General features: G+C 63.8%; 7 protein-coding genes. 4 read left to right on the top strand and 3 right to left on the bottom strand.

What is annotated here, in order from left to right; genetic code table 11:
• Both AWB69_RS14275 and AWB69_RS14270 read left to right on the top strand, forming a co-directional pair.
• Positions 1 to 1,862 (top strand): amylo-alpha-1,6-glucosidase (locus tag AWB69_RS14275; protein ID WP_062085673.1); only part of this gene is annotated, 1,862 nt, incomplete at its 5' end.
• Between the two features lie 41 nt (positions 1,863 to 1,903).
• On the top strand, positions 1,904 to 4,636 hold the full coding sequence (locus AWB69_RS14270; protein ID WP_062085671.1) for an MGH1-like glycoside hydrolase domain-containing protein: 2,733 nt from the start codon (positions 1,904 to 1,906) through the stop codon (positions 4,634 to 4,636).
• 78 nt (positions 4,637 to 4,714) lie between these two features.
• Here the strand turns inward: AWB69_RS14270 and AWB69_RS14265 are convergent, their stop codons facing one another.
• Both AWB69_RS14265 and AWB69_RS14260 read right to left on the bottom strand, forming a co-directional pair.
• Positions 4,715 to 5,797, bottom strand: coding sequence for a TAXI family TRAP transporter solute-binding subunit (locus AWB69_RS14265; protein WP_062085669.1), 1,083 nt, complete (start codon positions 5,795 to 5,797; stop codon positions 4,715 to 4,717).
• A 142-nt stretch (positions 5,798 to 5,939) separates the two neighbouring features.
• Entirely contained in the window at positions 5,940 to 7,676 is a 1,737-nt protein-coding gene (locus AWB69_RS14260) for a zinc ribbon domain-containing protein (RefSeq protein ID WP_062085667.1), read from the bottom strand.
• A 565-nt stretch (positions 7,677 to 8,241) separates the two neighbouring features.
• Here AWB69_RS14260 and AWB69_RS14255 point away from each other — a divergent pair.
• Both AWB69_RS14255 and AWB69_RS14250 read left to right on the top strand, forming a co-directional pair.
• Complete coding sequence (locus AWB69_RS14255) at positions 8,242 to 10,701, top strand: putative bifunctional diguanylate cyclase/phosphodiesterase (protein ID WP_062085665.1); 2,460 nt, start codon at positions 8,242 to 8,244, stop codon at positions 10,699 to 10,701.
• A gap of 38 nt (positions 10,702 to 10,739) precedes the next feature.
• A complete protein-coding gene (locus AWB69_RS14250; RefSeq protein ID WP_231937101.1) occupies positions 10,740 to 11,441 on the top strand; it encodes a TenA family transcriptional regulator in 702 nt (233 codons plus the stop codon).
• A 20-nt stretch (positions 11,442 to 11,461) separates the two neighbouring features.
• Here the strand turns inward: AWB69_RS14250 and AWB69_RS14245 are convergent, their stop codons facing one another.
• Entirely contained in the window at positions 11,462 to 13,045 is a 1,584-nt protein-coding gene (locus AWB69_RS14245; protein WP_062085661.1) for an aldehyde dehydrogenase (NADP(+)), read from the bottom strand.
• Positions 13,046 to 13,062: the final 17 nt, after the last annotated feature.

Raw genomic sequence — 13,062 nt, 5'->3', positions numbered from 1 at the left:
CGGCGGGCACGGAACGGAACCGCCGGTACCACGCGCTGCTGCTGACGGCCACGCAACCGCCGGCCGGGCGCATGGTGCTGGTGAACGGCGTGGAGGCGTGGCTGGAGGATGCCTCGGGGCAGACGCGCATTCCGCTGTCCATGCAGCGTTATGGCGCTGGTTCGGTCTGGCCGGACCCGTCCGACAGCCTGCTTTCCTTCGATACCGACCCGTGGCCCACGTGGCGCTTCCAGGTCGGTGAAAACCATATCCTGACCGCCGAACTATTCGTCGCGAAACAGAGCGCGCAGACGGTGTTGCGCTGGCGGCTCGAAGGCGAGGTTTTCACGCTCAAGGTCCGGCCATTGCTGTCCGGCCGCGATTATCACGCGCTGCATCACGAGAACCAGGCGTTCAACTTCAGTTACACGGCGACGGGTGATCAGGTTCGATGGCAAGCGTATGGCGACGTGCCGGCGGTCGTCGCGGCATCGAATGGATCGTATGTTCATGCGCCTGACTGGTACCGCAACTTCTGCTATACCGCGGAGCGCGAACGCGGCATGGATTTCAACGAAGACCTCGCAACGCCCGGGATCTTTTCGTTCGATTTATCGCTGGGCGAAGCGGTGCTTGTGTTGAGCGCGAACGAGGGCGCGAAGACGAACGCCACCGATACCGCGAAGCACCTTGCCGAAATCGAACGAACCCGTCGCGCGGCTTTTGCTACGCCGCTGCATCGTTCCGCCGATGCCTACATCGTGGCGCGAAACGAGGGCAGCACGATTCTCGCCGGTTTCCCATGGTTCACTGATTGGGGCCGCGACACTTTCATCGCGATGCGCGGTTTGCTGATCGCATCCGGCCGATACAGCGACGCCGAATCGATCCTGCTGGAGTGGGCCGGCACCCTCTCCGAAGGCATGCTGCCGAATCGTTTCCCGGACAGCGGCGCGCCGGAATACAACTCGGTGGATGCCTCGTTGTGGTTTGTAATCGCCGTGCACGACTATCTCGCCACGGGCCACGCTCAACGGGAAACGCAGGACCGGTTACAGCAAGCCGTTGACGGCATTCTCGACGGTTACTCAAGCGGCACGCGTTTCCAGATTTCCGCCGATCCGGACGATGGCCTGCTGCGGGCCGGCGTTTCCGGCGTGCAGCTGACGTGGATGGACGCGAAAGTGGGCGACTGGGTGGTGACGCCGCGCATTGGCAAGCCGGTGGAAGTGCAGGCGCTCTGGATCAACGCACTGCGCATAGCGGCCGCGTGGAATCCACGCTGGACGGAGCCGGCCACGCGTGCCACTTACGCGTTCCAGCAACGTTTTATAGATCCCGCCAGCGGTGCGCTCTACGACGTGGTCGACGCCGGCCACGAGCCGGGCAAGGTCGACCGCTCCATCCGTCCGAACCAGCTTTTGGCCGTTGGCGGGTTACCGTTCGGGGTGGTCGAGAATAGCGTTACCGCACGTGCCGTTGTCGATCAATGCGAGCAGCTTTTGCTGACACCGCTCGGGCTTCGGACCCTGGCCCCCACCGATCCCGCGTACAAGGGCCGTTACACCGGCACGCCGGTGGAACGCGATGGCGCGTATCACCAGGGTACGGTCTGGCCGTGGCTGATGGGGCCGTTTGTCGACGCGTGGCTGCGGGTGCACGGTGACGACCAGGCGTCGAAAGCCGTGGCCCGCGAGCGGTTTCTAAGGCCCCTGCGCGAGCATCTGCATCGTGCGGGACTGGACCACATTTCCGAAGTCGCGGACGGCGACGCGCCGCATACGCCCGGCGGGACGCCATTCCAGGCGTGGTCGCTCGGCGAACTCATGCGCCTCGAACGTCTGCTCAATGCCGATTCTGCCGATATGCCGCAAACGCGCTAGATTATCGGTCTTTCCGTCACGCTTTTAGTCAAGGACGTCCCATGCCGCCACTGCGCGCCACCAAGTCGCTCGACACCATAGAAGGAGCCCGGCTCCATTCCACTGACTGTTCGCGCTGGCAACGCTGGGGACCGTATCTCAGCGAGCGCCAGTGGGGCACGGTGCGCGAGGACTACAGCGAGAACGGCACTGCCTGGGACTATTTTCCGCACGATCATGCGCGCAGCCGCGCCTACCGCTGGGGCGAGGACGGCATTGCCGGATTCGGCGACGACCGCCTCAACTGGTGCGTCTCGCTCGCGATGTGGAACGGCCGGGACCCGATCCTCAAGGAGCGCTTGTTCGGGTTGACGAACGCGCAGGGCAACCATGGCGAGGACGTGAAGGAACTGTACTTCTACGTCGACGGCACCCCGACGCATTCCTATATGCGCATGCTGTACAAGTACCCGCACGCGACGTTTCCCTACGACGACCTCGTCGCTGAAAACGGCCGCCGCGGCCCGGACATGCCGGAGTACGAAGTGCTCGACACGGGCGTGTTCGAAGACAACGCGTATTTCGATGTCCATGTCGAATATGCGAAAAATACGCCTGAAGATATCGTGATGCGCGTGACAGTCGAGAATCGCGGCGATCGCGCCGCGTCGCTCGATCTGCTGCCACAGATCTGGGCACGCAATACCTGGTCGTGGCAGCCTTCGAAGAAACCCTCGCTCACCTTGGCGGCCGATGCGAAGGGCAGCCGTGTGATCGCCCGAAGCGAGGGACATGAGCCATTGGTCGTGACGGCCGAAGCCCGCGGCGGCGCCACGGTCGACTGGCTGTTCTGCGAGAACGAGACCAATGTCCGGCGCCTGTTCGGCTCGGAAGGGGCGGGACCGTTCAAGGACGGCTTCAACGACTACATCGTGCAGGGCGGAGAAAGCGCCATCCGGCGCGATACCGGCACCCGCGCCGCCGCGCATGTGCATCTCGAGTTCGCCCCGAATAGCCGCACCGTAGTGACAATGCGCTGGCGCCCGGAGTCGGATGCGGACCGTGAGCGGCAGGCGTTCGATATCGACGCGCTGTTCGCCCGCCGGATTGCCGAAGCAGATGCTTTTTATGCGGGCCTGCAGCACGAAATGGATGACGCCGACCAACGGCTCGTGCAACGTCAGGCACTGGCGGGCATGCTGTGGTCGAAGCAGTATTACCTCTTCGACGTCACCCGCTGGATGGACGGCGATCCGTTGCAGCCAACACCGCCGGCGGGCCGCAAGCGCGGTCGCGACGCCGACTGGCGGCATCTGTGCAATGCGGACATTGTCTCGATGCCGGACAAGTGGGAATACCCGTGGTACGCGTCGTGGGATCTCGCGTTTCATGCGGCTGCGTTCGCACTGATCGATCCGGCGTTCGCGAAGAAACAATTGCTGCTGCTGGTGAAGGATCGCTACCAGCATCCGAACGGGCAACTGCCGGCCTACGAATGGGCGTTCAGCGACGCCAACCCGCCGGTTCACGCATGGGCCACATGGCGCGTCTATGAAATCGATCGCGCGATCACGGGCAAGGCGGATCGCGACTTTCTCGAGCTTGTGTTCCACAAGCTGCTGCTGAACTTCTCGTGGTGGGTGAACCGCAAGGACACCGACGGCCGCAATATTTTCCAGGGCGGTTTCCTGGGGCTGGACAACGTCGGTATCTTCGACCGCTCGGCGCCGCTGCCAACGGGCGGCCGTATCGACCAGTCGGATGGCACCGCATGGATGGCGGCCTATGCGCTGGACCTGATGCGCATTGCGCTGGAGCTGGCGGTGGCGAATCACGTGTTCGTCGATATCGGCGTGAAGTTCTTCGAGCATTTCCTGTACATAGCCGAGGCAGTCGGTTGCACCGATACCTGCGACACCGGCCTTTGGGACGAACGCGACGAGTTTTTCTACGACGTGCTGCAACTCCCCGACGGCACCAGCGTGCCCATGCGCATCCGTTCCATCGTCGGCTTGATTCCGCTGTTCGCGGTCCATGTGCTGGAAGAGCATCTGCACGGCCAGTTGCCGGGGCTGCGCGACCGGCTTACCTGGTTCCTGGAGCACCGGCCCGACCTCGCGAGGCTGGTGTCGCGCTGGAACGAGCCGGGCAAGGGCAACAGCCTGCTGCTCTCCGTGCTGCGCGGACACCGGATGAAAGCGCTGCTCCGGCGCATGCTCGACGAAAGCGAGTTCCTGTCCGACTACGGCGTACGGGCGTTGTCGCGGGTGCATCGGGACCATCCATTCGTGCTTGAGCACAACGGCGACCGCTTCTGCATAGAGTATCAGCCGGGGGAATCGGATTCCCGCGTGTTCGGCGGCAACTCGAACTGGCGCGGGCCGATCTGGATGCCGGTCAACTATCTGCTGATCGAGTCGCTATACGAATTTCATCGGTACTACGGCGATGATTTCCGCGTGGAATATCCGACCGGATCGGGCCAGAAGTTTTCGTTGAGCGACATAGCCGATGAACTCGCGCGACGTCTGACGCGCCTGTTCCTGAAGGACAAGGAGGGCATGCGCCCGGTCATGGCCGCGTACCCGCAACTGCAGGCGGACCCGCGCTCGCAGGACCTCGTGCTGTTCCATGAGTACTTTCATGGCGATACGGGGCGTGGCGTGGGCGCGTCGCACCAGACCGGCTGGAGCGGCCTGGTCGCGTTGCTGTTGCAGCCGCGTTCGAGCGTCGTGGCACAGGCCCTGCCGGTGGGCGGCGAGGTTCAGCCCGAAGTGGAACTGGCGACGAAGTGACGACGAAGCGACAATGAAGTGACAATGAAGTGACGAGACCCGCGTGCCGCCACTCCCATGGCGGCACCGGCGTTTGCGTCATTCGTTATTGCACAGCATCAGCACCTTTTCCGCATCGGTGCATGAGCGCTTCGGCGCTCGCTGCGTCGCAGGCATGTCCGCGTCGCCGCTGCCGTTCGAGGCCATCTTGCGGATACAGGCCCGCAAGCGCTTTTCTATCGGCGGATAGTATTTCCAGCCGCGCGTGAGCGGCGGCAATTCCATCTTCACCTGCTTCCATTTCGGATGGCCGTTGGCCTGCAGTTCATCGAAATGCGTGCAGAGCGAGTCCGCGAATTGCGTCATCGCGCCAACGGTGCCGCGCAGGTTGTAATCGTAGGTGACCAGAAACGCCTTCACGGTGAACGTCGGGGAATCTTCCTTGATCCAGTTCGGATAACTTGACGTGCGGATAGTGGCCGGGAAATAGGTCTGCTCGGCACGCGCGGTCTCAGGCGCTGCGGGATCGACCTTGAGCAGCTTGATCTGGCTCAGGAGGTCCGGGTTCAGGTCCTGGAACAGCTTGGCCGGCTGCCCCGCAATGATGACCGCCACATCGAGTTTGCGCACGATCAGTTTCGCGAGCGCGTCCTCGTTGCTGTAGTGCTGCGCGTACTGGTCGGGGATCGGCTCGTTGAACATCAACCGGTAAATCGTGGTCGCCGATTGCGCCGTGCCGCTGCCGATCAGCCCGACGCTGATGTTCTTGTTCCTGATCTCGTTGATGTAGTTAAGCGGCGAGTCGGATCGGACAACGAAGTAAATCTCTTCGTTATACAACGGCATGATGAGCCGCAGCGGCTGGATGATCTTGCCCGCTTCCGCGTTGCCGGCTTTCGCCATATCGAGGTAAGCCTGGTACACGTCCGACTGCACGAGCGCGAATTTCACGCCCGGCTCGTAACGCATGCGCTGCACGTTTTCGGCGGAGCCTTTGGACGCGAGCACATCAAGGTTCATGCCGATCGGATCAGCCACCCACTTCGACAGGTCCTGGCCTATCTGGATGTAAGTGCCGCGTTCCGGTCCGGTGACGATCTTGTAGTCGGCTTGCGCATGAGCCTCCGCAACGAGGCCTGCAAGCCCGAAGAGGGCGAACAGAATGAAGAAAGTCTTGTGCATGATGTCGTGTGAGTCGTTTTAATGTGTTGGCCAACTTTCATTACACGAATAGACCACGGTGGCCTGCGTCTCCCGGCGCGGCCTTCATCCTCCTTTATGTCTCCTGTTGCTTGTCTCCTGTCTCCTGTCTCCTGCGTTGCTTCTACTGCGGGGGCGGACTTTGCGCCGATGACTGGCCCTTGGTCCAGCCGGACTTCAGGATCGCGCGCTCTTCGTCGTCGGGATTGGTCCCATTGAAGCCCGGCGCATGGGATTGCGCTGCACTGGCCGCGTTGTCTCCTGACGCGAGCGTGCGGTGGACCGTGGGCGAGGGTGGACGAGTACCGTTTTGCACACCTGCCGGTGCGCCGTTTGTCACGACAGGAGGCGACACAATGGCCGCTCGCACCGGTACGGCTTCAGTGATCGGTGCGAGTGGACGCATTACCGGCTGCGAGGAGGTGTCGCCTGGAACCTGGGTAGAGGCCGCGGGCTCAGGCTCGGGTTCGGGTTGCGCTGGCGCGCGTGCCGCGGCGTTCGCGGGCGAGCTGCGTACGGGTGCCGTTGCCGGCGTCATGTCCGGACCGTCAGGCATCGGGATGAACGCGGGTACCGATACCGGTACCGACGGACGCGGCGGCGCGGTCTGTTGCAGCGGCGGCGGCGGGGGATACGGCGGCGACGTGAGCGGAGCCTGCGAGCCGGTGCCCATGGGTGTTGCCGGCTGCGGCACGGCCGGTGTAGCGGCGACAGGCGAGCGCAGGGTCGTAATGACCACGGGTGCGGACGGCGGGGCCGACACAGGCGCCGTAATGGGCGTGGGCACCCCCATCGCGGCGACGGCGCGCGCGTGTTGCGCGGCCGAGACGGTGACCGTGGGCCTGTTGTGCGTTACCGCAACGCGCGGCCCGGGCACGGGCGCGGCAGGCGTTGCCGCAACCGTCTGCCCGTTGTGAGGCGCGCCATGCGTTGCTGTTGACGCAACCGGGGGTTGTTTGAGCCAGCCCGACCGGGCGATCGCGTGTTCAACCAGCGCTTGCGCTTCGGCATTGCTGGCGTCGATCGTCAGCACGTCGCGGGCGTTCTGGCGCACGCACAACCACGAGCCGGTCGCTTCGCAATCGCGCGCGGCTTGCAGCATCGAGTCGCGGGTGCGTTCCAGGCTGCTCAAGTCCGCCTGGGTCCGCTGCACATTGGCGGCGCTCAGTTGCGACGCCGGGATCTTCGAGAACCGCCGGCGCGCCGTGGTCAGGTCGCCGCGCGCGATGGCGTCGCGCGTGGCCTGCAGGTTGTCGGTCGCACTGGCGAGCGCGGCTGCCGCGCGGCCGGAGGAGCTGTCGGCGGGCAAGGTTTCGCGGGCGGCAACGGAGGGCGCTGTCGCTGCTTGCGCCTGCCTGACGGGCGCCCCGGACCTGGCCGGGGACACCGCAGGCGCGGGGGCGGCAGGCGTGGGGGCAGCAGGGAGCGCAGGCGTGTCACGCGCGGTTTTCATATCGATGGCGCCATACGCGCTATGCCCGGCCGGCGGCTCGGAACGGGCGGTGTCGTCACCGCCGCTGCCGCCGCGCTGCGAATAGATGACGCCGCCGGCTACCAGCGCCAGCGCCACGGCGCCCAGCGTGAGGGTCTTCGACCGATCCCAGCGCTGCTCGCCGGTGCCCTCCAGTTCGGCCTCTTCCGGCACGCTCGGGTAGGGCGAGGGGATGCTCATGGCTGCTTCGCGGCGCGCGCCGAACGGCAGGCGCAGGCCCGGTGAGAACGCGGCGGCCTTGGCGGCGCCGAAGGCCTGGCCGTGATCGGCGCCGCAATGCGGGCAGGTATCGGCATCGCCCGAGAGGGTGTTGCCGCAACGTTTGCAGGTCACGGAATCGGAGGGTGAGGGAAAGAAGAGACGGGCCATGCCAAAAACCTCTCGGGACACAAGGGGGTTGTCCTTTCCGCTTGCGTGTCCGGTTTAATCGGACAAAACGGTCACTCGTATGATGAAAATGCTTCGGACTCCCTAGGCTGGACAGGCACCGGGGGAGCCGGAACCAATATGTGACATCTCTGCGGCGGCGTCAACACGCCCCGGAAGAGCCTCGCAAAGTCCGCGCCACGGCGCTTAAATGCTGCTCGGGCCTCGCCGGTCAAGTCGCTGGCGAACAGGTAAAAGCGGCCGGTGGTTTCGTCGGCAGGAGCCTAGGTTCTGTCCGAATATGCCGCTTCGCAGGTGTCCGAAACGGGTCGCTGCGGATTCAAAAACAACAGCTGGAACCCGATTATTTCCAGGTGTCTTCTCCAATTAACACATTGAGTAATAAATTTGAGCCAGACTGGCAATTTGGTAGGATGTAAGCGCGCTGCGAGAGGCTGGGCGCAACACCCCAAAAGTCGCAAAAAATACAAATGACTCACCATCCGATGCTCGCCGACTGACCCCGGCAATTCAAATCCAGCATCGGACCTGGAGAAGGGACAGACCGATGGACATGCCATCAAAGGGCGAGAATGCGCAGCTCATCCGGATCACCTGGCCGTTTCTGGTCGTCATTCTCGTTCTCGTTTCGCTCGCCATTTTCAGTATCGACATCATGTCGTCGGTACGCGCTTACATTGGCGGGGAAAGCATATGGTCGAAAGGCCAGAAAGACGCGGCATTCTATTTGAACCTGTACGCCGAAACCGGTTCTGAAAACACCTACAAGCAATATCTGACCGCCATGGAGGGGCCGCGCAACCTGCGCACGGCCCGTCTGGCGCTCGACAAGAGCCAGCCGGATCCGGTCGTCGCGCGGCGCGCGTTGATCGCGAGCGGCGTGCATCCGGACGATGTCGCCGACGTCATCTGGACCTTCAAGATGTTTCGCCACGTCAGTTATTTCAGCGAGGCGGTCAACTACTGGTCGAACGGCGACGCCGAGCTGGCGAAGCTGGAGCAACTCGGCAACGAGTTGCATGCGCGGGTCGCGGCCGGCGGACTGCCCATGAGCCTTGTGACCGCCTATAAATCGCAGATCTGGACGATCAACGCGACCATTGCGCCGTTGTCATGGGGTTTCTCACAGGTATTGGGTACCGCGTTCCGCAAGACGGCGTCGTTGTTGCTGACCGTCGACCTGGTCGCCGCGCTGCTGCTCGTATGCCTTTCGACGGTGCACGTGCGGCGGCTGATCAGGCAGCGCGGGTACATTGAAGCCGCGCTCAAGCAGAGCGAGGCGCGCGCCAAGGCGACCCTCGGCTCGATCGGCGAGGCCGTGATCGCGACAGGGCCGTCGGGACACATCGAATTCATCAACCCGGCCGCCGAGCGGATCGCGGGACGCCTGGCGGGCGATTGTCTCGGACGGCCGCTGGCCCAGACCTTCAGGCTGCTGCACGCCGAGAGCCGCCAGCCGCTCAACCCCATACAGGACGCCCGGGCGGGTGCGCGCCCGGATGGCGAAGCAGCCGAAATGCTGTTGCAACGGCGTGACGGCGCTGAAATTCGCGTGCAGGCGGTGACGTCGCGGATCAGCGCTGCCGGCGTGAATCCCGGCGCGGCGAAGGCGGAATCCGGCTTCGTGGTGATCCTGCGCAATATGACCCGCGAGTACGAATACATCGAAAGTCTCGCCTGGCAAGCCACGCACGACGGCCTCACGGCGCTCGTGAACCGCGCCGAATTCGAGCGGCGCCTGCAACACGCGCTCGGCACGCGCTGGAGCGAGGTGGCGTCATGGCTGCCGGCGGCATCGGCGCTCCTGTTTCTCGATCTCGACCGTTTCAAGGTGGTCAACGACACCTGCGGCCACGCTGCCGGCGACGCCATGCTGCGTGAAGTCGCGCTGCGCTTCGAAGCCAGCCTGCAGCCGGGCGACACGCTCGCGCGGCTTGGCGGCGACGAATTCGGCGTGCTGCTGCAGGGTTACGACACCCCGGGCATCCAGGCGGTCGCGGAACGCCTGCGGGCATGCCTGAACGACTTTGTTTTCAACTGGGAAGCGCAACCGTTCACCACCAGCGTGAGCGTGGGCGTGGTCGACCTGCGCAACACGGAAATGAGCGTGGAAGAGGCCATGCGGCTCGCCGATATCGCTTGCTACATGGCGAAGGAGCGCGGCCGCGACCGGGTGCAGCTGGCGGACCTGGGCGACCGCGAACTGGCGCGCCATGCGAGCGAAGTATCGTGGGGACGGCGGCTCAAGCAGGCGCTCGAACACGATCATTTCTGCCTCTACGTGCAACCGATCGTGGCCGTGGGCGAAGGTTTGCCCGCCTCCACGGAAGGGCAGCGCGCCGAATTGCTGTTGCGCATGCTCGATCCGAACGCCCCTAACGGCGTGATCGCGCCGAGCTTGTTCATTCCCGCTGCCGAGCGTTACGGGCTGATGACGGCGATCGACCGGTGGGTGATCCGCAATGCTTTCGATATCCTTTCGCGTGCCCGCCATAAGCGTTTCAAGGAGTATGCAATCAACCTGTCGGGCGCCTCGGTGGGCGACGAACGTTTCCTCGGTTTCGTGCGGGAGCAATTCCAGCGCACCGGTGTGCCCCCCGACATGGTCTGCTTCGAAATTACGGAAACCACCGCGATTGCCAACCTGGCGTCGGCGGCGCGGTTCATGCACGAGCTGAATGTGCTCGGCTGCCATTTCGCACTCGACGACTTCGGCGCGGGCATGTCGTCGTTCGGTTACCTGAAGCATCTGCCGGTGGAGTATTTGAAGATCGACGGCAGTTTCGTGACCGACATGGTGCTCGATCCGGTGAGCCGCGAGATGGTCGCGGCCATCAACGAAATGGGCCATTCGATGAAATGCCGCACCATTGCGGAATATGTGGAAAGCGAAGGGATCCTGAGGGCATTGCATGCGCTTGGGGTGGATTATGCGCAGGGATATTACATAGGACGGCCAGCGCTTTGGACAGAGCCGGCCGTTTTGCCACTAGCCAGGGAGGCGTAATGGGGGGTGGGTTTACAAGAGAGGGCGACCTCAAGAACATGGCAAGTTACCCACTTTGGTTGCAGGAAGTCTTGTTGGAAACCGGCGCTGCAAAATACCGCGTGACGTCTCATCCGCTGTTCTCCGCCTTGCGTGACGGCCAGCTTGGCCCACGTGAAATGCGTGCATTCCTGATCAACGGCTGGCCGGTGATCAATCAGTTTCCGCACTACATGGGCATGAATTTGCAGAAGATCGGACCCGAAGAAACACCGGGTTTGCGCATGGCGCGGCGGTATCTCACGCGCAATATCCGGGTCGAGCAGAATCATGCCGACTACTGGGTCGACTGGGCCGCGGCCCACGATGTCACGCGAGAGGATCTGCAAGCCGGCGAAGCGCCCGCGCTTGCATTTGCACTGAGCCACTGGTGCTGGAAAAGCAGCAGCGCGGACCCGCTGCACACGTCCATGGCGGCGACCAATTTCGCTGTTGAAGGCGTGACCGGAGAGTGGTCGACCTTGCTCTGCAGCCGCGACACGCTCGCGCACAGCTACCCTGAATCGATCCGCAAGACGACCATGCGCTGGCTCAGGATGCATGCGCATTACGACGACGCGCATCCGTGGGAAGCACTCGATATAGTCGCCACGTTGCTGGGCCGCGCGCCGCGCACGGCTGACATCCGCGATGTCAGACGCAGCATCCAGCGCAGCTATGAATACTTCGAGGTCAGCTTGAACTGCTGCCTCGAAGCCTGACTGCCCGCCGCTCTACATCCTTACTTCGACAACTGCACCTTGCCGTCCAGCCGCCGGTTCAAGCCGAGCGGATTGGCGGTTTTCAGCGCGTCCGGCAACAGGCCGTCGGGCATGTCCTGGTAGCTGACGGGGCGCAGGAAGCGGTCGATGGCCAGGCTTCCCACCGAGGTGGACCGGCCGTCGGCGGTGGAGGGAAAGGGGCCGCCGTGGACCATGGCATGTCCAACTTCCACGCCGGTACCGAAACCATTGGCCAGAATCCGTCCTGTGCGCCGTTCCAGCGCCGGCAGGAAACGGCGGGCGTCGTCGTGATCCGCTTCATCGATGTGCAGGGCTGCCGTCAACTGACCTTCAAGCTGTTCGACGATCTCAAGCACGGTAGCCAGGTCCGGGCATCGCACGATCAGCGAAGCCGCGCCGAAAATCTCCTCGTGCAATTCCGGATTGGCGCGGAACGCTGCAGCAGTGGTCGAAAACAGCGCTGCTTGCCCCTGCGTCGCGCCTTTCGCCGCGCAGCCTCGCGCGAGCGTCTTGACCTCGCCGTGCGCCGCTGTTTTGTTCACAGCCGACTCGTAAGCCTTGTGAATACCCGGCGTCAGCATCGTGGCGGCGGGCGTTTCGCTCAGGGCGGCAGCCGTTGCTTCGATGAACGTATCGAGGTCCGGGCCGTCAATGGCCAAAACCAGGCCGGGGTTCGTACAGAACTGGCCGGCGCCAAGTGCAAGTGAGCCGGCGAAGGCCTTGCCGATCGCCGCAGCGCGATTTTTCAGCGCGTGCGGGAACAACAGGACCGGGTTGATGCTGCTCATTTCGGCGTAGACGGGAATCGGTTCGCGACGCGCGGCCGCGAGCTTCATCAATGCCGTGCCGCCGCCGCGCGAGCCGGTGAACCCGACCGCCTTGATGCGCCGGTCCGAGACGAGGCCCTGGCCGATATCGCGGCCGCTATCGAAGAGCAGGGAGAACGTGCCTTCCGGCAAACCGCAATCCGCGACCGCTTTCTGTACAGCGCTTCCGACCAGTGCCGACGTCCCCGGATGCGCAGAGTGGGCTTTCGCGATTACCGGGCAACCGGCAGCCAGCGCGGAGGCCGTATCACCGCCCGCCACCGAAAACGCCAGCGGGAAGTTGCTTGCGCCGAACACGGTCACCGGGCCGAGCGGCACATAACGCAACCGCAGGTCGACGCGCGGCAGCGGCTGGCGCTGCGGCTGCGCCGGGTCGATGCGGACACCGAGGAAATCACCTTCGCGCACGACCGCCGCGAACATGCGCAACTGGCCGACGGTCCGGCCGCGTTCGCCTTCAATGCGTCCGCGGGGCAGGCCGCTTTCGGTCACGCAGCGTTCGATCAGGGCATCGCCGAGATCGAGGATGTTCTGCGCGATCGTTTCCAGGAATTTGGCGCGGGTTTCAAGCGGCAGTTCCCGATAGATGTCCGATGCTTGCCACGCGAGCGCGCATGCTTGCTCCAGCTGATCGAGCGAAGCGCCTCCGAAGGCCGGTTCGAGCGGCTCGCCCGTGGCCGCATTGATGCCCTTGATCGAGCCGTTCGTGCCCCGAAGGGTCTGTTTGCCGATCAGCAGATCGCCGGAAATTTCCATGATGGGTCGAATCCTGT

Source organism: Caballeronia udeis, assembly GCF_001544555.2.
GTDB lineage: Bacteria > Pseudomonadota > Gammaproteobacteria > Burkholderiales > Burkholderiaceae > Caballeronia > Caballeronia udeis.
The sequence above is the reverse complement of the archived record's forward strand: the minus strand, read 5'-3'. Positions and strand labels throughout refer to the sequence as shown.

Coding starts and splice junctions, on each gene's coding strand:
- AWB69_RS14255 (WP_062085665.1), top strand. CDS start 8,242: ATGGACATGCCATCAAAGGGCGAGAATGCGCAGCTCATCCGGATCACC.
- AWB69_RS14245 (WP_062085661.1), bottom strand. CDS start 13,045: ATGGAAATTTCCGGCGATCTGCTGATCGGCAAACAGACCCTTCGGGGC.
- AWB69_RS14265 (WP_062085669.1), bottom strand. CDS start 5,797: ATGCACAAGACTTTCTTCATTCTGTTCGCCCTCTTCGGGCTTGCAGGC.
- AWB69_RS14250 (WP_231937101.1), top strand. CDS start 10,740: ATGGCAAGTTACCCACTTTGGTTGCAGGAAGTCTTGTTGGAAACCGGC.
- AWB69_RS14270 (WP_062085671.1), top strand. CDS start 1,904: ATGCCGCCACTGCGCGCCACCAAGTCGCTCGACACCATAGAAGGAGCC.
- AWB69_RS14260 (WP_062085667.1), bottom strand. CDS start 7,676: ATGGCCCGTCTCTTCTTTCCCTCACCCTCCGATTCCGTGACCTGCAAA.